Source organism: Brachybacterium vulturis (genome assembly GCF_043641765.1).
In the GTDB taxonomy this organism is placed as follows: Bacteria; Actinomycetota; Actinomycetes; order Actinomycetales; family Dermabacteraceae; genus Brachybacterium; species Brachybacterium vulturis_A.
Genome location: NZ_JBHZRO010000018.1, coordinates 12860 through 32869, shown reverse-complemented (window position 1 = coordinate 32869; position 20010 = coordinate 12860). Strand labels below are relative to the sequence as shown.

Below are 20010 nucleotides of genomic sequence, written 5' to 3'. Positions count from 1 at the left end.
TCGCCATGGCTGAGACCCGCGAAGTCACCACAGCAGAGCAGCTGCAGGACGCGCTCGGCGAGGGCGTCGCCGACATCGAGATCTCCGGCACGATCACCGGCATCCCCCGCGTCGTGCTGCCGCCCGGAGCGAGCCTGCGCGGGGGTCGGCTCGAATTCGGTGCCACGGGGATCCTGCTGACCCGCGACAACCTCCTGCAGGACATCGAGATCGTCGTGCCCGAGCACGAGATCGCCGTCCGCGCTGACGCCACCCGACCCGACTGGGGGACGCTCACGCTGCAGGGCGTGACCACGGAGGGTCAGGTCGCCCTCATCGCTGCCGACGCGGTGCGCTCCGGCCACATCGTCATCGATGCTCTGACCGTCCGCGCGGCGGACCTCCGCGGCCGGACCGATCGCCCGCGCGGCTTCGGCGTCGAGGCCATGCAGGGCGGGCTGACCGTCTGGAACCGGCAGGCGACCCCTCCGTGCAGCTCACCGCGGAGATCACTGCCGTGTCCGTGGGGTCGGAGGGGACTCCCGTGCGCGGCAGCGGGGTCTTCGTCGGCGGCCACGGGGACGACGACGGCAAGGCGGCCGGCGGCTCCCTGCGCGTGACGGAGCTGACCACCGGGGAGATCGTCACGGACGGCGGGATCGCCCCCGGCACACCCGATCTGATCAGCGGCGGGGTCTTCGTCATCAGCGGGGCGATCGTCGAACGCGTGACGAACCTCGGGCCGGTCACGACCCTCGGCCAGAACGACATGGTGCTGGACAACTGGGGCGAGGTGCAGACCTGGACCGCGCAGCAGCCGATCACCTCACGGGGTCCCAGCGGGATCGGCTTCGTCAACTTCAGCGATCTCGCGACCCTGCGCGTCCAGGCACCGATCCGCACCTACGGCAAAGGAGCACGCGGGTTCAACCTCTACGACGGATCGCTCGCCGAGGCGGACTTCGAGTCGATCGAGACCCACGGCGACGGCCCGATCGGGATCCAGCTCTCCCGGCCCCTGCCCAGGCTGACCGTGCACCAGGACATCACCACGGCAGGCGGCGAGGGGACGAGCCTGGTCAAGGGCGTGCAGATGACGCTGAAGGCCATCGCGGTGAGCATCCAGCCCGGCGGTGCGGTCGACGTGCTGCGCGTGGGCGGCTCGATCGCGACCTCCGGCGACGACGTGGTCTCCGTCGACCTGGCGGACGCTGTCGGCAGTTGGGACGTGGGCGGCGAGATCCGGGCCGCGGGCAACGGCTCCGATGCGGTGCACCACGTGGCACCCGGCTCCGCCCCCGCCGGCGTCACGATCGTCGCGGAGCACGGCCAGCGGGTGGTCGCACAGCCCTCCTGAGGCTGCCCCCTGATGCCGCCGCTCTGGCGCAACCCTCCTGACGCCACCACCCTGACGCTGCCACTCCGGCGCAGGCATTCTGGCGCAGGGCACCGGCAGCGAGTCCGCGCGCAGTGGTCATGTTCCGCCCGCCTCCCGGCCGTCGGTTCCGCGGGCAGCGCTCGGTGACCCGTAGGAAAGGTGCGTCATCGCCCCTCCCAGCGCATGTTTCCCACGGCTCGACCGCGGAAGAGCTCAGTCCCGCCGGCGCTGATGCCAGAGCAGACCGGCACCGCTGAGCAGCGCGAGCCCTGCGAGCGCTGCGGGTGTGGAGGCGTTCGTACCGGTCTCGGCGAGCTCCTCGCCGCCGCCGTCGGAGGCCCCGTGACCGTCGGAATCGCCGCCGTCGGAATCGCCGCTGTCGGGCCTGCCGCCCGCGTCGGACGCGCCGTCGTGACCGGAGACCGCCGCCTCGGCGGGGGAGATGCCCACCTCACCCTCGGAGACTCCGTGCGCGAACAGCGAGGTCATCAGCACCGCGAGCGCGGCCGCCTCCTGCTGCTCGGCGTCGTGCTCGGGAGTCGAGGACGGGACGTCGCCGGTCGCCGGGGCGGGGTCCGAGGGGGTGGAGGAGTCGGGCGCCGGTGAGGAGGTGCCCGGCCGGTCGGAGGCCGTCGGCGGCGCAGTGGCGGCCTCGTCCTCCTCGGCGTTCGGGGAGGGATCCGCAGGGGTCGGGGAGGGCGCGCCCTGCGGGTCCTCGGTGTCCTGATCGCTGGGTGCTGGGGTCGAGGTGTTCGGGTCCCGGGTCGGTGCCGGGGTCGACGGTTCGTCCGAGGGCGCCGGGTCGGACGGCAGCGGCTCCGCCGGATCGTCGGTCGGTGCCGGGGTGGTCGGTCCGTCGGACGGATCGTCCGTCGGCTCGGGGTCGGGTGGCTCGGGATCCGTCGGCTCGGGATCTGTCGGTTCGGGATCCGTCGGCTCGGGATCCGTCGGGTCGGGGTCCGTCGGTGCAGGTTCCGTCGGCTCGGGGTCGATCGGCTCCTCCGTGGGCGGATCCACCGTGAACGTGGTGGTCGCAGGCACGCCGTCGACCTCGATGACGGCTTGATAGTCGCCGGCCACCGTCGGCGTGAACGACTTGTGGACCGACTGTCCGCCCCCGGTGCTCACGTCGTCGATCTGCCGCGATTCGTCGTTGCCCTGGATGAAGATCTCGACCGTGCCCGTCGAGCGCGTCGGGAAGCAGTCACCGGAGACCTCGACGGGCCCGCCCAGCTGCGTCGAGGTCGCCGTCGCGCTCGGTGCCTTGTCGGTGCACGCCCCGGGCGGCGTCGGCGCACCCGCGGCCGGCGGGGCCAGTGCGAGGACCGGCGCCACAGCGCATGTCATGGCGAGCAGGAGCCCGGCGCCGAGCCTCACGGGGGCTCGGCCACGTCGGACGAACATCGGAACTCCTCGGGCATGGCAGTCTGGACCAGTCATACTGTACGAGGCATCGTCACGATGATTCAGCGGGGGAGTTCATCAGACGGCAAAGCTTTCGTGAACATGTGTCACCGGTGACACGGAGGAGTTCGACATGACTCAGGACGACATCGCGCTGCAGGCTCCTCGCGATCCCCGGGATGCCTCCCGCAGCCGCCCCGGCGAGACCGCAGAAGTCCTCTCCGACGCGCAGGCGCACGAGATCGCCACCGAGGCCGAGAGCGTGGTCTCGGAGATCGCGACCGTCGTCGAGGGCAAGGACGAGGTGGCCCGCATCGCAGTGCTGGTGCTGCTGGCCGGCGGGCACCTGCTCATCGAGGACATCCCCGGGGTGGGCAAGACGATGCTCGCCAAGTCCCGGGCCGCCTCCCTCGGGGCCCAGCGCCACCGCATCCAGTTCACCCCCGACCTGCTGCCGGGCGATGTCACCGGCGCGAGCGTGTTCAACCAGGCCACCAGCGAGTTCGAGTTCCGCCGCGGCGCCGTGTTCACCCAGATCCTGCTGGCCGACGAGATCAACCGCGCCTCCCCGAAGACCCAGTCCGCGCTGCTGGAGGCGATGGAGGAGCGGCAGGTCACCGTCGACGGCACCACCTACCCCCTCGCCGAGCCGTTCATGGTGGTCGCCACCTCCAACCCCGTCGAGATGGAGGGCACCTACCGCCTGCCCGAGGCGCAGCGGGACCGCTTCCTGGCCCAGACCACCATGGGCTACCCGGTGCCCAGCGCCGAGGCACGGATGCTCGCCACCCAGACCGGACCCGTCCCCGAGGGCGATCACGACGTGATCGACGCCGTCATCACCCGCACCAGCCCCGAGCGGATCGCCGCGCACATCTCCCTGGTCCGCAGTGTGCACGCCTCCCCGGTGATCCTCGACTACGCGGTGCGCCTGGCCCAGGCCACCCGCTCCCATCCGCAGGTCACCCTCGGCGCCTCCCCGCGCGCCGCCGTGCATCTGGTGCGCGCCGCGAAGGCGAAGGCCGCGCTCTCCGCCCGCACCTTCGCCACCCCGCAGGACATCGCCGACGTGATCATGCCGGTGTGGCGCCACCGCATGCACCTGACCCCGCAGGCCCTCTCCCGCGGCGCGACCGCGGAGGAGCTGGTCGAGCAGGTGCTGGCCGGCACCTCGCAGACATGAGTCCGCGCCCCGGCACGATGCTGCGCCCCACCGGGCGGGGCGTGGCGGTGCTCGGGCTGTGCACGGTGATGTGGCTCCTGGGCGACCTGGCCCGCGTCACCCCGGCCCGTCAGCTGGCCGCAGCGCTGCTGCTCATGCTGGTCCTCGGGGCGATCGGGATCATGGTGAGCAGCGTCGGGCTGCGGGCGCGCCGGTATCTGGTCGATGACGCGGTGCCGGTGGGCTCCACCGCCCGCGTGATGCTCGAACTGACGGGCCCCGCCTGGATCACCGTGGTGCCGCTGGGGCGCGGGATCGTGCGCGAGCACCTGCCCGAGCCGCTCGGCGGCCAGGGAGATCTGCCGCTGGCCGCGCGGATGCCGCATGTGCTGCACGTGGGCCGACGGGGCGGGCACGGCCTGGGCCCCTACTCGCTCATCGTCCGCGACCTGCTGGGTCTGTTCCATCTGCGCCGCACCGTGGCCGATGACCTGCGCCTGATCGGCCTGCCGGTGATCGGTGCGATCGAGCCGGCCGCCGAACGCGCCACCGGCATCAGCCGGCAGAGCGCCCGCCGCGCCGCCGGCTCCCCGGGCATCGGCGAGATCGGCCCCCTCGCCCGCCCCTACGCCAGCGGGGACGACATCCGCCGCATCAACTGGCGCGCCAGTGCCCGCACCGGCCAGCTGATGACCCGCGAGGAGGAGCCCGCCTCCGCGCAGAGCGCCGTGATCGTGCTCGACACCAGCCGGCGCGAGAACCCCTCCGCCGAGGTCGAGGATGCGCTGGTCTCCCACGCCGCGACCGTGCTCGAGGCCCTGGGGCTGCACGGTTGGGAGGTGCGCGTCGTCGACGCCTCCGGGGACGAGATCACCCGCACCGGCCGCCGCCGCGGCCTGGCGGGCGCGTCCCCGCTGGGACGCGAGGCGGACACCGTCGAGCAGCGCGCCTCCCTGCTCGCGCTCGCCGACGTCGACTTCGACGACGACGCCCCCGGCGGCATCGGCCAGGATCATGCCGCCGGGCACACCGCTCTCGCGATCGCCCTCGGGCCCGACGACGGCGACCCCTTCTCCGGCCTCGAGCTGGACCGCTTCGCCGGCCGCGCCGCCCACCGCACCGCGATCGCGCTGCGCCCCGCCCTCGAGGACCCCCGCGCCGCCCCCGACACGCGGGCCCCGCACCGAGCGCGGCGCGGCGGTCCCGCCCGCCGCATCGGCCCGGCCGACGGCGAGGACTTCGGCCACGCCCACGAGCAGCACGCCCGGCGGCTGGCCGCCGTCCGCGACCGGCACGCCCCCACCCGCTCCCGGCTCGGTACCTGGGACCTGGTGCGCGGCACCGCCGCGGACACCCTCACCGACCTGCTCACCGCCCCTGAGGAGTCGCCACGATGAGCCCGCTGCTGGGCCGGCCACCGCTCGAGGGCGCCCACCTCACCGGCCGGGCGCTGCTGCTGCTGTGCGGACTGGCGCTGGCCTCGGCCCCCGTCTCCCAGCTGCTGGCCGGTTCGTCCTGGCTGCTGCTGACCCTGGTCGCCGCCGTCCCCGTGATCCTCGGCGGGGTGGTGCTGCGTACCGTGGTGCCGCGCCAGCTGCTGGCGCCGCCGGCCCAGGCCGGGCTGCTGGTGGTGCTGGTGCTGGTGGCCGAGACGGTGCTGGGTCTGGCCCCCTGGCAGGACGGCCCGGTCACGGTGCTCCGTGCGCAGGCGGAGATCGTCACCCGCGGCGTGAACGAGCTGGCCTCGGGCGTCCCTCCGGTGGCCCTGGGAGCGCCCGGCGCCATCTTGCTGGTGGCGCTGATCGGGCTGACGACCCTGCTGCTGGACCTGATGTTCCTGGACCTGGGCTGGCACACCCCCACCGCCCTGCTGCTGATGAGCTCGCTGCTGATCCCGGCCCTGCAGCAGCCGGCCGGCGGCCCGTGGTGGCAGGTGGCCGCTCCCGTGCTGGCCGGGGCGATGATCTTCGCGACCCGCACCGTCCACGCCGATCCGCGCTACCTCCACGGCGACCGTCGGCCGCAGGCGGGGCCTCCCGCCCACCACGGCCGCACCCTCGCCGCGGTCACGCTCTGCGTGGCCCTGGTCGCGGCGCTGACCCCGCTGCTGGGCCCGGCCCTGCCGCAGCTGGCCCCGGCCCGGCTCGCCCTGAACGTCGACCTGCTCGAGCGCTGGCAGGATCCCGACGCTCCCGCTCTCGGGCCGGTGATGATCGATGACGACGTCTCCGTGCGCCGCTCCCTCCTGCAGCGGGAGGAGACCGAGGTGCTGCGGTACACCACCACGGCGGAGGACCCCTCCTACCTGCGCCTGCGCACCCTGAACACGTTCGACGGCGAGACCTTCCGCGGCGATGCGACGGGGGAGGAGTCACGGAGCGGAGGGGACTCCTTCAGCGACGCGCGGGACGACGGCGTCCCCGCCAGCGGCAGCGACGAGGACTTCATCGAGACCGACGTCGAGATCATCGACCTCGCCGGGGACCGCCTCCCCGTACCGGCCAATGTGCGCTCCGTGCAGGGTGCGGACCGCACGCTGAACCGGGCGATGACGCTGCAGCCCACCGAGGGCGAGGTGGCTCTGTCCTTCCTCCGCTCCGGACTGCCCGGGCAGCGCTACAGCATCGAGTCCGAACCGCGCACCTCCACCGCCGAGCAGCTGCGCGGCGTGGACCCGGCCGAGTTCGCCCAGCCCTTCGAGACCGGGTACACCTCCCGTGACGAGGTGCCCGAGATCGCGTCAGCGCTCGCGGACGAGCTCGTCGAGAACCGGCAGGCGGACACCGCCTACGACACCGCCGTCGCCTTCCAGGACTACTTCCGCACCTCCTTCGCCTACTCCCTCACGGTGAACTCCCCGCCGGGCGAGGACCCGCTGGAATCCTTCCTCGCGGACCGCGTGGGCTACTGCGAGCAGTTCGCCGCGGCGTTCGCGCTGATGATGACCTCGCAGGGATACCCGGCGCGGGTGGTCATCGGCTTCACCTCCGGTGAGCAGGACGGGGACGCATGGTCCGTCAGCACCAAGAACGCGCACGCCTGGCCCGAGGTGTGGTTCGGCCCCGAGCACGGCTGGGTGCGCTTCGAGCCCACCCCGGCCGCGGCCGCCAACGGGGTGAGCACGCCGGAGCGGACCGACCCGTCCGAGCAGGTCGAGGCCCCCGCCCCCGCTCCCGAGGATCCGTCGCCATCGGACCAGCCCACCGCGGAGACGCCCACCGTGCAGGGCACCGCCGAGGAGACCGTCGAGGACCCCGCGACCGCGCAGGCCACCGACGGCGGCGGGCCGTCCGAGACCACCGTGCGCACCGTCAAGTGGGGTGTGGTGCTGGTGATGGCGCTGGGCGGGCTGCTCGCCGCCGGCGCCGCAGCGGCCGTGCTCGGCATCCGGCACCGTCGCCACCGCGCCCGCGACGCGCGCTGGGCGGCTCTGCGGGGCCGGGGCGCCGGGGCTGACGGCAGCGCCGGCGCTGACGGGGCCGGCGCCGCGCTCGCGGTGGAGCGGCGGCATCGCGAGGCGGGAGAGCTCGCCTGGTCCGAGATCACCCGAGAGCTCTCTGTGCGCCGTACCGCGATCCGCTGGCTCCGGCTCACCGGGGCGTGGGGCCCGACCCCCACGGCCCTCGGTCTGGATGCCGCGCTGCCGCCGCACCGCGCCCTCGAGGACCTGCTCGCGCAGATCGAGGCCGCTGACCGCGACATCGTCCCCGAGCACCGCGCCGCCGCCGCCCGTCTCGCCGACGCGGTCACCGCCGCCCGCTACGCCGCCCCCCTGCCGGACGTGACGGAGCGGGTGACGGCGGCGGAGGGCGCAGAAGCCGGCGCGGCAGGCGGGAGCGTGCCCGCGAGCACCGGCGGCGCGCCGACCGGGGAGGCGCCCCATCCGCTCCGCCAGGACGCCGACCTGCTCATCGAGCTTCTCCGCAGCGTGCGCTGAGCGGCAGGTGACACCGGGTCTGCGGACTCGGCCGGGCCCGGCGGGCCTGGCCGAGCAGACCCTGGTCGAGCAGGAACGCAGTGCCGCTGCGTCAGGCTCGGCTCAGCCCGGCGTCGAGCCGCTGTGCTCCTCGGGCGGGCAGGCGGCCTCGGCGCCCTGACCGAACAGGCGGCGCGGGGCCTGCTCCTCGAAGATCCTCGCCGCCCGCAGCGAGTCCACCTCGCCCACCACCGGATTCGGCTGATGGGTGGCGCGGGTGCCGCCGTACAGCGACACCAGGTTCATCGCGACCGCGCGCTGATTGCGGTGCCCGATCATCTTCATGACGTGCACGCCCAGCCAGGCCGCCCAGCCGAGCGAGCCCGAGAGGCCGCCCAGGACCGGGATCTCCGCGATCGCGGCATGGCGGCCGATGGTGGCCATGGTGCCCAGATCGGTGTACGAGAACTTCTTGCGGGGCTTGCCGGCGACCTCGGCGGCGATCGCCCGGGCGGCGGCCTGGCCGGTCTGGATCGCGGGCTGCGCGAGCTGGGGGAGGGCCTCGTCCTGACCGGCGATGTCCCCGGCCGCATAGACGCCGGGGAAGCCCTTGACCTGCAGGTAGTCGTCCACCGAGAGGCGGCCGCGCTGGTCCTGGGGGAAACCCCACTCGGAGACCGAGGCGGGGATCGCGACCCCGGCCGCCCAGATGGTGATATCGGATTCGAGGACCGAGCCGTCGTCCAGCACCACGTGGTCGTAGCCGACCTCCTTCACCCCGCGCCCCAGCTGCAGGGTGACGCCGCGGTCCCGCAGCTCATCGGCCGCGTACTGGCGGTACTTGGTGGAGAACTCCTTGAGCAGCTCGTCGCCGCGCTGCAGCACCGTGACCTGGAGGGTGCCCGGATCCATCTCGGGATAGAGGATGTCCAGCTCCTGCATCCGGAAGTCCGCCAGGGCGCCGGCGATCTCCACGCCCGTCGGCCCGCCGCCGACGATGCACACGTGCAGTTTGTCGTGGCTGATCCCGGCCTCGCGGCTCGAGCGCTCCAGCTCGGAGAAGACGCGATCGCGGATCGCCAGGGCCTGGCTGCGGGTGTACATCGGCATCGCGTGCTCCTCGGCACCAGGAGTGCCGAAGAAGGTGGTGGTCGCACCATTGGCGACGATCAGGTAGTCGTAGGAGATCTCCTGCGTGCCCTTCTGCCCCTCGTCCAGACGCACGACCTTCCGCTGGGGGTCCACGCCCTCGATCTCGCCCTGGCGGTAGCGCATGTTCGGCACCTTCAGGGAGAGGCCGCGCAGGAACATGGTGACGTCCCCCGGATTCAGACCGGCGGTCGCGACCTGGTACAGCAGCGGCTGGAAGGTCTTGTAGACGTTGCGGTCGATGAGGGTCACGCGCACTCGGGCATCGCGCAGGGCGCCCACGGAGTGCGCCCCGGCGAAGCCGCCGCCCAGGATGACGACGTGCGGCCAGCTCGCACCGTCCTTCGCGGGGACGGTGGGGCGACGGGTGAGGAAGGGCAGCGGCATGACCATGGGGAGGACTCCTTGAGCGGCGCATGGGCGGCCCGGCCGGGGCTGGTGGCCGATCGGGTCGCGGTCCGCGTCTGGAAGAGAGGTGAGAGCGTCGGAGCGGGCGGGCTGGGGACGGTGCCGGATCCGATCCCGGTCGGGGCCGAGAGCATCGAGGAGAGGCCGGGGGACGGGGCGGGCGGACCATCCGTAGTCCTCGCAGATGGTACCCACTCGGTCCCGGTGGGGCCACGAGCGCCTCCCGCCGACGGGGCGAGGTCACATACGGAAAGCGGTCACCCGGTGCAGGCCGGCCGCGCGGCCGGAGTGGCCCCGGCCCCGCCGGCCGGTCCTGCGCCCTGTCCGCGCCGCAGGATCGTGCGGCGCGGACGGCTCGTCTCAGGTCACGGCAAGGTCACGATATTTCTGGTGGCGGCACTCGGAATGCGGCCTGACCACGGCGGAGCTGAACTGCCGATGACAGGTCGCTGCCGGCTTGGTGAAAACGTCAGCGGACGGGACGTTTCTGGGGTGTGATGGAACGGCTCTTCTCGCATCATCCCCTGCCCTCAGGAGCTTTCCATGCTGGACATCCCCGCTCGCCGCCTCGGGCGCGGCGTGGCCGCCGGGCTCGGTGCCGCCGCGGTCGCCGTCGCGTCGGCCGTCGTGCCGCTCGGCGCCGCCGCCGCCGATCCCGGTGACCAGGTCACCCTGATGACCTTCAACGACTTCCACGGCGCCATCGGTGGTGCCGACGGCCTCGTCTGCGCCGTCGAGACGGTGCGTGCCGAGAGTGATACCTCGGTGCTGCTCTCCGCGGGCGACAATGTGGGTGGTTCCGCCTTCGCCTCCGCCGTGCAGAACGACGAGCCCACGATCGACGTGCTCAACGCCATGGGCGTCGACGCCACGGCGATCGGCAACCACGAGTACGACCAGGGCGTCGAGGACCTGCTGGAGCGCATCGAGCCCCGCACCGCGTTCCCGGACCTCGCCGCGAACGTCTACGACGAGGCCACCGGCGAGCGGATCCACGACGCGTACGCCGTCATCGATCGCGACGGGGTGAAGATCGCCGTGATCGGCGCGGTCACCACGAAGACCGTGGGCAAGGTCAGCCCCGCCGCCATCGAGGGCCTCGAGTTCGGCGATCCGGTCGACGCGGTCAACGACGTCGTCGCGGAGATGGCGAGCGACGGGGTCGAGTACGACGTCCTCGTCGCCTCCTATCACGAGGGTGCGAGCGCGAACGCCGAGCCGGGCGTCGCCCCGGACAACACGGACCCGATCTTCGACAAGATCGTCACCGAGACCTCCGCCGAGGTCGATGCGATCTTCAACGGCGACTCGCACCGGGTCTACAACTTCAACGCTCCCGTCCCCGGCCAGGACGGCGAGGAGCGTGCCATCGTGCAGACCGGCGCCAGCGCCGCGAACCTCGGCGTGGTGAACCTGGAGCTGGGCGAGGACGGGGACTGGGACGTGCAGGGCATGCCCGAGCTCATCGCCACCTCCCTGGAAGAAGGCGAGACCTGCGCGATCACGACCCCCGTGGTCGAGGACGTCACCCAGATCGCCCAGGACGCCATCGACCAGGCAGCCGTGGTCGGCGCCGAGCCCGTCGGTTCCGTCGACGGGGACGTCACCACATCCTGGGACGACTCCAAGGCCTCCTACGTGGATGGCATCCGCACCCCGGACGAGCCGATCGGGAACCAGGCGACCACCAAGGGCGACAATCGCACGCGTCACTCCGCGGCCGGCAACATGCTCGCCGACTCCATGAGGTGGTACCTCGAGGACGCCGGCCTCGGCGGCGAGCACGAGGTCATCGGGTTCATGAACCCCGGCGGCATCCGCGCGGAGCTCTGGTACGAGGAGTCCGCGGCCGACGAAGGGGAGGGCGTGGTCACCTACGCCGAGGCCAACTCCATGGTCCCCTTCGGCAACACCCTCAACGCCGGTGAGGTCACCGGTGCACAGTTCGAGCAGATGCTCGAGGAGCAGTGGCAGCGCAACGCCGAGGGTGGCGCGGTCGACCCCGGCGACGAGTCCTTCCTCGCCTTCGGCGTCTCCGAGAACGTCGAGTACGCCTTCGACTCCAGCGCCGAGCGCGATGACCGGATCGTCGACATCCGCATCGACGGCGAGCCGATCGACCCCGACGCGATGTACACCATCGTGGCCGCGAGCTTCCTCTTCGAGGGCGGCGACAACATGCACGCCCTGTCCGACGCCGCGAACGTGCGCGACTCCGGTGTGCTGGATCGCGACGCGTTCATCCAGTACCTCGCGGCGCACGAGGGCCTGACCCCGGACTTCTCGCAGCGTCAGGCCGAGCTGCAGATCCTGGCCGGCGAGGCGGGCACCGCCCCGGTGCTGCGACTGGGCAAGCTCGAGTCCCAGAGCCTCGGTGCTCCGGAGATCAGGACCGTGAGCGTCGACACCGGCGAGCACGGCACCGTCGAGGCGCCCTACGTGCACTCCGAAGAGCTCGGGGGCTACTACGCGGACGTCACCCTCGAGGGTCTGACCTGCCTCGCCGAGGGGACCTCGCTGCCGTTGACCCTCACCACGGTCCCGGACACAGGCACCGCCATCACCGTTGAGCTCTCCACCGAGCGGCTCGGCCTCGCCGCCTGCTCCGAGGAGCCGGGCGCCGAGCACCCGGGCAAGGTCAACGGCAAGGCCAAGGGTCATGACCGGGGCAACGGTCCACGGCAGAACGACAACCGCGGCCCCGGGCACAACAACGGCACCCCCGGTGGCAGCAACAGCGGCATCGGCAAGGGCGTCGGCCGACAGGGCTGACACCCCTGACGGGCCGCGGAGAACCTCGGACGGGCGCTGACAGCCCCTGACGGGGTCGGGACCGACCACCACGAAGCGTCGGTCCCGACCCCGACACCGTGCGCCCCGCCCGATCCCGGCGTCATCCGTCGGACCCCCGCAGCAGACTCGCCCCACCCTCCACCCCAGGAGCACCCATGAACAGCATCGCCCACGGCCCCGGCCTCCGCTCGCGCCTTTCGCGCGTCGGCGGCGCCGTCGCCGCCCTCGCCCTCGGCCTGAGCCTCGCGCCCGGCGTCACGACCGCCGCCCAGGCCGCCGTGGTCGCCCCCGGCGACCTCCAGATCAACGAGATCTACGGCGGGGGCGGCAACTCCGGCGCCGCCTTGCTCAGCGATTTCGTCGAGCTGGTCAACACCTCCGACGCCGACGTCTCGATCGACGGTTGGTCCCTGCAGTACGCCTCCAGGACCGGCACCTTCAACAACACCCTCGCGCTCTCCGGCACCGTTCCGGCCGGCGGCACCTTCCTCATCCAGCTCGCCGACGGCAACGGCAACGGCGAGCCCCTGCCCGCAGCGGATCTGGAGGGTGGGATCAACGCCTCCGGCAGCGGCGGCGTGTTCGCCCTCTCCGATGCCGAGGGGACGCTCACCTGTCACGGCTCCACCTGCGCTGAGGACCCGGCGATCGTGGATCTCGTGGGCTGGGGTGCGGCGGAGACCTTCTCCGGCGAGGCCCCCGCACCCGGGACCGATAACGCCACCTCCGTCTCCCGCGTCGCTGCGACCGGGGAGAACTCCACCGACTTCCGCGAGGGTGAGCCCACCCCGACCCCGTCGGGCGCCGAGCAGCCCGATCCCGGTGATCCCGGTGATCCGGTAGAGCCGATGGAGGCCACGATCGCCGAGATCCAGGGCACCGGCGCCGCGAGCCCGCTGGACGGCCAACGCGTGAGCACCGAGGGCGTGGTGACCGCGGTGTACGCCACCGGCGGCCTGAACGGCTACGTCATCCAGACCGCGGGCACCGGGGGAGCGCTGGACTTCTCCAGCCACTCCGGCTCCACCGCCGTGTTCGTCTACTCCCCGGACACCATGGACCAGGTCGCGATCGGCGACTCCGTGCGCGTGACAGGCGACGTCTCCGAGTACTACGACGCCACCCAGATCACCGTCGGCGCCGAGGGCCTCGAGCAGCTCGCAGACCCGCTGGAGGCCGTCGAGCCCCTGACTCTCGAGGGTGCGTTCCCCACCGAGGAGACGCAGCGCGAGAGCCTCGAGCACATGCTGTACCTGCCCGGCGAGGGCGACTTCACCGTCACCGACGTGTACAACACCAACCGCTTCGGCGAGGTCACCCTCGCCATCGGTGACGAGCCGCTGCAGCAGGCCGGTGACCTGATGCGCCCCGGGGAGGAGGCCACCGCCTACTTCGAGGGGCGTGAGGACCTCAAGGTGCTGCTGGACGACGGCCGCACCACCGACTTCTCGCGCAACCCCGAGCAGCCGATGAGCTGGCTGACCACCCAGGAGCCGGTCCGCGTCGGAGCGGCGGCGTCGTTCACCGAGCCGGTCGTGGTCGCCTACTCCTTCGACACGTGGCGGCTGAACACCACCACGCCCTGGGCCTCGCACGACACCGACGGGGTCGACTTCGGGGACACCCGTGCGGGCGCCCCCGAGGCGGTGGGCGGCGACCTGCAGCTGGCCACCTTCAACGTGCTGAACTACTTCACCACCCTCGGCGCGGACGTGCCCGGTTGCGAGCCGTACACCGATAGGGACGGCAACCCGATCACGGTGCGCGGTGGCTGCGAGCTGCGCGGCGCCTGGGATGCGCCCAACCTCCAGCGCCAGGAGTCCAAGATCGTCGAGGCGATCATCGGCACCGAGGCCGACGTGGTGGGTCTGATGGAGATCGAGAACTCCGCCCGTCTGGGCGAGACTCCCGACGAGGCGACCGCCACCCTGGTCGCCGCGCTGAACGCGCAGGCCGGCGCGGGCACGTGGGACTACATCCCGACCGGTGAGGCCTACGCCGCGATGGGCCTGGACGGCGGGCAGGACGTCATCACCAACGCGATCATCTTCCGGCCCGCCGAGGTCGCCCCGCAGGGCCAGGCCCAGATCCTCGCCGGTCATGAGGCGTTCAACAATGCCCGGGAGCCGATCGGCCAGGTGTTCGTGCCGCTCGAGGGCAGCGGCGAGGAGCAGGTCGAGGGTGAGCCGTTCTTCTTCACCGTCAACCACTTCAAGTCCAAGGGCTCGCAGGACGCCGAGGACGCGAACCTGCCGGAGGATCCGGTCCAGGGCAACGCCCGCACCTCCCGCCTGCAGCAGGCCGAGGCCCTGCAGACCTGGGGCGTGGAGACGGCCACCAGGCTCGGCGTCTCGGACATCTTCCACGGCGGCGACTTCAATGCCTACACCCAGGAGGAGCCGCTGCAGCTCTTCTACGACGTGGGCTTCGTGAACCTCGGCGAGACCCACGATCCCGAGGGCTGGTCCTACAGCTACGGCGGCATGGTCGGCTCGCTCGACCATGTGATCGCCAACGCGTCGGCCGCCGAGCGCGTCACCGGCGCGGACGACTGGCAGATCAACGGTGCCGAGCCGGTCCTGGCTCAGTACAGCCGGTACAACTACAACGCCGTCAACCTCTACCAGGACGGCCCCTTCGCCTCCTCCGACCACGACCCGATCATCGTGGGCCTGGGCGGCGGGTTCCCCGAGGGCGGTGGCGACGACGGGGGTGAGTGCGAACATCCCGGCACGGGCCACGGCACGGGCCACGGCAAGGGCCACGGCAAGGGCCACGGCACGGGCCATGGCACGGGCCACGGCAAGGGCCATGGCACGGGGCAGGGCAAGGGCCATCCCCATTGTGATCCCGGGCATCCGGGCCACGGGAACGGGAACGGCCACGGGCACGACAAGGGTCATGGCCTCGACCACGGTGTGGACGTGGTCCGCTCCGGGCATGGCGGCTGACCCCGCCTGACCGGCATCCTGGGGGCGTCAGCGGTGCGAGCCGCCGACGCCCCCAGCCATGTCCGACCTCATCGAACGGAACCCCGTGACCTCCACCCCCGGCTCGCTCGCCCGACGTCTCGGCCTGCGGGACGCGGTCTCGATCGGGCTGGCCGCGATGATCGGGGCCGGTGCCTTCGTCTCGCTCGGCGCCGCCCAGGACCTCGCCGGGGCGCTGGCCCCGCTGGCCGTGCTGCTCGCTGCCGTCGTCGCCCTGTGCAACGCCACCTCCACCGCACAGCTCGCCGCCCAGCATCCCGCCGCGGGCGGCACCTACCACTTCGGCAGGCAGCAGCTGGGCCCCTGGTGGGGATTCCTCGCCGGCTGGTGCTTCGTGATCGGCAAGACCGCCTCCTGTGCTGCGATGGCCCTGGTCGTCGCCGCCTACCTGGTGCCCGAGCCGGCGCAGCGGATCGTCGCCGCGCTCGTGGTCGTGGTGCTCACCGCCGTGAATCTGGTGGGCGTCACCCGCACCGCGGCCCTCGCCCGCGTGCTGGTCACCATCGCGCTCACGGCGCTGGTGCTCACCGGGGTGCGGCTCTCGATCGGCCTTGCGGCCGGGGGCGCCGGGGCCGACGGCGGTGCTGTCAGCGGACCTGCTGACGGGCGCCGCCCCGCCGGCGGGGCCGATGCGGTGGTCGCGGGTCTCGCCGATGCGACCCCCGGCCCTCTGGCCGGCTCCGCCGCAGGTCTCTGGGACGGCGGGCTCGCCGCCGTGCTGGGTGCCGGCAGCGGCGGAACGGTCGGGATCGCGCTCGCCGTGGCCCAGGCCGCGGCGCTGATGTTCTTCGCCTTCGCCGGCTACGCCCGGGTGGCGACCCTCGGCGAGGAGGTCGCCGCGCCGCGCCGCACCATCCCCCGTGCGATCCTCCTCGCCCTGGGCATCGTGGCCGTGCTGTACCTGACCCTCTCCGTGCTGCTGGTCCTGGTCGGCCCCGCCCCGGGTGACCAGGGCTGGGGCCCGGCCCCGTTCCTCACCGCGCTCGAGTCCGTGGGCGCCGGCGGGGCGTGGAGCGCGGTCATCACCGTGGGCGCGATCGCCGCGGCCGGCGGGGCGCTGCTCGCCCTGGTCGCCGGCATCTCCCGCACCGCCCTGGCCATGGCTCGGGAGCGGGATCTGCCGCCGGTCCTCGCCCACGTCAGCGACCGGTTCGCGGTGCCGCAGCGGGCCGAGATCGCCACCGGTCTCGCCGTGCTGGCGCTGGTGCTGCTGGCCGCGGACGTGCTGGTCGCGATCGCCGCCTCCGCCTTCGGGGTGCTGCTCTACTACGCGATCGCGAACCTCGCCGCGCTCACCCAGGAGGGGGAGTGGAGGCTGTATCCGAAGGCGATGCAGGTGCTGGGGCTGTGTGGCTGCGTGCTGCTGGTCGCGGCCCTGCCCGGCAGCACGATCGTGGCCGGAGCGGCCCTGGTGCTGCTGGGGGCGGCCTACCGCGGCATCGTCCTCGCCGCCCGCCGCTGAGAATGCCGGCAGCCAGCGCCGTTTCCGCGTGCCCGCTGCCCGGCGCCCGCTGCCCGCTGCCTGTGCCCGCTGCCCGCTGCCCGCCCAGGATTGTCAGGATCCGTTCTCGATTCACCGCCCGGATGGTACGTATCCGGACAATCCGTGCGGGCCCTGCAAGTCCTGCGGGCCCTGTACGTCCTGCGGGCCCTGCAAGTCCTGCGGGCCCTGTACGTCCTGCGGGCCACGCGGGCCACGCGGGCCACGCGGGCCGCGGCGAGGTGCGGGCGGCCCCCATCGCATAAGTCTTGACTTATATGAGGGTGCGCGCGAGGATCGGGGCATGCACGCGCTCGATGTCCTCGGCGACCCGGTTCGGCGGCGGATCCTCGAGCTCCTCGCCGACGCCGGCGAGCTCGGCGCGCCTGAGCTCAGCGCCGGCGAGCTCGGCGAGATCGTGCAACCGGAGTTCGGGATCAGCCAGCCGGCCGTCTCCCAGCACCTGCGGGTCCTGCGCGAGCACGGCTTCGCCACCGTCCGCACCGAGGGACGCCGCCGCCTCTACGCGGTCGATGCTCGCGGCCCGCACGAGGCACAGCAATGGCTCACCCCCTTCGAGCGCTTCTGGCTGCCGAAGCTCGACGCGCTGGGCACCGAACTCGCTCGTGGGAAGCTCCAGCGCCGCCGCGTCGTAGACGCCACGCCGTCGGCGGCTGTTGACCTGGCATCGCCGGCCGGGCCCGGCACAGTCCGGTCGGACGCCTCCGGTGCCGTCCCGTCTGCCGCCCCCGAGCCCACCCGCACCGATTCCGACCCCGCGCCGGGCGCCCTGCCCTCCGCGGTTCCCCCTCCGAAGGAGACCTGACATGGTCGATGTCCCCACCCAGCTGCAGTCCGTCACGCGCACTTACCGCCTCGAGGAGCGTGACGGCCGGTCTGCTCACGTCCAGTCCCTCGAGCAGGCCTACCCCGCGGCCCTCGCCGACGTCTGGGATGCGGTCACCACCGCCGAGCGCATCCAGCGCTGGTTCCTGCCGATCAGCGGAGACCTCCGGCTCGGCGGTCGCTACCAGTTCGAGGGCAACGCCGGCGGCGAGATCCTCACCTGTGAGCCGCCCGAGGACGGCGCAGCCGAGTACTCCGTGACCTGGGAGATGATGGGCGGTGTGTCCTGGCTGACCATCCGCCTGGCCGCGGACGGCGAGGAGTCGACCCGCGTCGAGCTCGAGCACGTCTCGAACACCGCGGACATCCCTGCCGAGATGTGGGAGACCTTCGGCCCGGGCGCGACCGGCGTAGGCTGGGACGGCGGCCTGCTGGGCCTGGCCCTGCACCTGGGCGCGACCCAGGGTTCGCTGGCGCCTTCCGAGGCCGAGGCGTGGGGCGGTACCGAGGAAGGCCGCTCCTTCTACCGCGGCGCGGCCGACGGCTGGGCCGTGGCCCACACCGCCTCGGGAGAGGATGCCGAGGTCGCCCAGCAGCGGGCCGACGCCACCTACGACTTCTACACCGGCACCGACCAGGAGGGCTGAGCCCGCCTGTCCGTCGCCCGGGCCTGCACCTCCGCCCCGCACCGTCTCAGCACCGCGGCCCGGCGAGCCGGGCAGCTGCACCCACTGGCGCTCAGCCAGCACACGGCGCCCATAGGGGCGGTGCGTGCTGGCTGAGCGCCACCGGCCGCCCCACCGCACTGCAGGGACCCGCTCAGCCCGCTCGGGCGATCACCACGAACTCCCGCCCGGGCCGCCGGAGGCTCGGGCTCAGGCGCTCCGCAGCTCCACCGGCAGCGACTCGAGCAGCTGCAGCCACAGCTCGGAGGCGGTCGGGAAGCTCGGCACCGCGTGCCGCAGCACGTGCACCGGCACCTGGCCGACGATCGCGATGGTCGCGGCGTGGATCATCTCGGAGGCCTCGGGGCCCACGAAGGTGGCGCCCAGCAGCGTGCGCGCAGCCCGGTCCACCACCAGCTGGGCGGTGCCGGTGGCGTCATCGCGCAGCAGCGAGGAGCCGGCCGCCCCGCCGAAGGGGACCTGCGCCGTGATCACCTCGTGCCCGGCCTCCCGGGCGCTCTTCTCGGTCAGACCCACGGAGGTGACCTGCGGATCGGTGAACACGACCTGAGGGACGGGAACGTACTCCGGTACCGGCTCGAGCGCCTCACCGGTCACCCCGGCACGGATCGCCTGCCCGATCACCCGGGCACGGTACTTGCCCCAGTGGGTCAGCGGCGCTTCCCCGCCGGCATCGCCGACCACGTGCAGCCACTCCGGGAGCGGGGCACCGGTCGCATCATCGGACGGGCCGGTCTCCGCGCCGGTGATGTCCTCGGGGGTGAGCCCGACCGTCTGGAGGCCGACGTCCCCCAGCCGGGGCCGACGGCCGGTGGCGGCGAGCACCTCGTCCGCGCTCACCTCGCGGCGCCCGCCGGTGTCCTCGACCTGTAGCGTCACCCGTCCGCCGTGGAGCCGGCCGCGGCCGGTGGCCTCTGCGTGCTCGCGCTCGCCGCCGATGACCGAGGCGCCGAACTGGACGTCCACCCCGGCGGCGCGCAGCGCATCGCGCACGTGCGTGCCGGCGAAGGGCTCGGCGCCGGTCAGCAGAGCGGCGCCGCGCACCAGCAGACGCACCTGGGAGCCCAGCGCCGCCATCCAGGTCGCGGCCTCGACCGCGACCACGCCGCCGCCGACGATCACCAGCTCCCCGGGCACCTCCCGCACCCCGGTCGCATCCCGCGAGGTCCACGGCAGCAGCTCGCGCAGCGGCCCGGGCAGCACAGCCTCGGAACCCGTGGCGAGCACCACGGCGCGGCGGGCATGCACCCGCGTCGTCGTGCTCCCGTCGGCCGACTCCACCAGCACCTCGCGCTCGCCGACGATCCGGCCGTGCCCGCGCACCAGCTGCATGCCCGCGCCCTCGACCCACTCGACCTGTCCGGCGTCGTCGTAGTGGGAGACCCAGGTGTCGCGCCGGGCCAGCAGCGCCTCGCGGTCGAGCTCCGGGCTGGTGACCCCCGGCAGGTGGGCGGCGGTGTCCGCGACCGCCAGCGGGCGCAGCAGGGACTTCGAGGGGATGCACGCGTAGTAGGAGCATTCGCCGCCCACCAGCTCGGACTCGACGATCACCGCGGTGAGGTCGGTGCCCTCGGTGGCGTACTGGGCGATGTTCTCGCCGACGGGTCCGCCGCCGAGCACGATGACGTCGGCGGTGATCTCCGCGGCAGGAGTGGGGTCGGTGGGTGTGGACTGCGCATCGGTGTTCATATCCGCACGCTACGCCACCCGGAATCTGCTGTCAGCGAGGGCGGAACGCTGCAGAGGCGCTCAGAGCTCGGAGACGGCGGGCTTCTGGTGGCGGCGGCGCCGCCGTGCTGGGCGGAGCGGCGGCGCCGCC

General features: G+C 73.0%; 13 protein-coding genes. 10 read left to right on the top strand and 3 right to left on the bottom strand.

The genetic code is table 11. The features are described from left to right. The first annotated feature begins 5 nt into the window (after positions 1–5). Positions 6–599: a hypothetical protein gene (locus ACHUEU_RS13475; RefSeq protein WP_394216645.1), complete on the top strand. Its 594-nt coding sequence runs from the start codon at positions 6–8 to the stop codon at positions 597–599. Continuing rightward, the gene (locus tag ACHUEU_RS13470; protein WP_394216644.1) at positions 524–1336 is read left to right on the top strand and encodes a hypothetical protein; all 813 of its coding nucleotides are present in this window, start codon (positions 524–526) and stop codon (positions 1334–1336) included. The genes ACHUEU_RS13475 and ACHUEU_RS13470 overlap by 76 nt, the downstream gene beginning before the upstream one ends. Positions 1337–1570: 234 nt before the next feature. On the opposite strand, the gene ACHUEU_RS13465 is transcribed toward ACHUEU_RS13470, so the two are convergent. Then, entirely contained in the window at positions 1571–2761 is a 1191-nt protein-coding gene (locus tag ACHUEU_RS13465) for an LPXTG cell wall anchor domain-containing protein (protein ID WP_394216643.1), read from the bottom strand. Between the two features lie 133 nt (positions 2762–2894). Between ACHUEU_RS13465 and ACHUEU_RS13460 the strand changes: the two genes are divergently transcribed. The 3 genes from ACHUEU_RS13460 to ACHUEU_RS13450 are packed head-to-tail and all read left to right on the top strand — an operon-like array spanning position 2895 to position 7860. Then, positions 2895–3944 (top strand): AAA family ATPase, encoded by a 1050-nt coding sequence (locus ACHUEU_RS13460; RefSeq protein ID WP_394216642.1) that lies wholly within the window; start codon positions 2895–2897, stop codon positions 3942–3944. Then, the gene (locus ACHUEU_RS13455) at positions 3941–5320 is read left to right on the top strand and encodes a DUF58 domain-containing protein (protein WP_394216641.1); all 1380 of its coding nucleotides are present in this window, start codon (positions 3941–3943) and stop codon (positions 5318–5320) included. Before ACHUEU_RS13460 ends, ACHUEU_RS13455 begins: the two co-directional genes overlap by 4 nt. After that, positions 5317–7860, top strand: a complete 2544-nt coding sequence (locus ACHUEU_RS13450; protein ID WP_394216640.1) for a transglutaminaseTgpA domain-containing protein — start codon at positions 5317–5319, stop codon at positions 7858–7860. Before ACHUEU_RS13455 ends, ACHUEU_RS13450 begins: the two co-directional genes overlap by 4 nt. 102 nt (positions 7861–7962) lie before the next feature. Here the strand turns inward: ACHUEU_RS13450 and ACHUEU_RS13445 are convergent, their stop codons facing one another. After that, positions 7963–9375: an NAD(P)/FAD-dependent oxidoreductase gene (locus tag ACHUEU_RS13445; protein ID WP_394216681.1), complete on the bottom strand. Its 1413-nt coding sequence runs from the start codon at positions 9373–9375 to the stop codon at positions 7963–7965. Positions 9376–9939: 564 nt separating this feature from the next. On the opposite strand from ACHUEU_RS13445, the gene ACHUEU_RS13440 reads away from it, so the two are divergent. The 5 genes from ACHUEU_RS13440 (at position 9940) to ACHUEU_RS13420 (ending at position 18152) form a co-directional block, all read left to right on the top strand. Then, entirely contained in the window at positions 9940–12168 is a 2229-nt protein-coding gene (locus tag ACHUEU_RS13440; protein WP_394216639.1) for a bifunctional metallophosphatase/5'-nucleotidase, read from the top strand. 176 nt (positions 12169–12344) lie between these two features. Next, the gene (locus ACHUEU_RS13435) at positions 12345–15140 is read left to right on the top strand and encodes an ExeM/NucH family extracellular endonuclease (RefSeq protein ID WP_394216638.1); all 2796 of its coding nucleotides are present in this window, start codon (positions 12345–12347) and stop codon (positions 15138–15140) included. 58 nt (positions 15141–15198) lie between these two features. Next, positions 15199–16641, top strand: a complete 1443-nt coding sequence (locus ACHUEU_RS13430) for an APC family permease (RefSeq protein ID WP_394216637.1) — start codon at positions 15199–15201, stop codon at positions 16639–16641. 322 nt (positions 16642–16963) lie between these two features. Next, positions 16964–17485, top strand: a complete 522-nt coding sequence (locus ACHUEU_RS13425; RefSeq protein WP_394216636.1) for an ArsR/SmtB family transcription factor — start codon at positions 16964–16966, stop codon at positions 17483–17485. 1 nt (position 17486) lies between these two features. Further along, on the top strand, positions 17487–18152 hold the full coding sequence (locus tag ACHUEU_RS13420; RefSeq protein ID WP_394216635.1) for an SRPBCC domain-containing protein: 666 nt from the start codon (positions 17487–17489) through the stop codon (positions 18150–18152). Between the two features lie 228 nt (positions 18153–18380). Here ACHUEU_RS13420 and ACHUEU_RS13415 read toward each other — a convergent pair whose 3' ends face one another. Beyond that, complete coding sequence (locus ACHUEU_RS13415; RefSeq protein ID WP_394216634.1) at positions 18381–19880, bottom strand: dihydrolipoyl dehydrogenase family protein; 1500 nt, start codon at positions 19878–19880, stop codon at positions 18381–18383. Positions 19881–20010 lie beyond the last annotated feature (130 nt).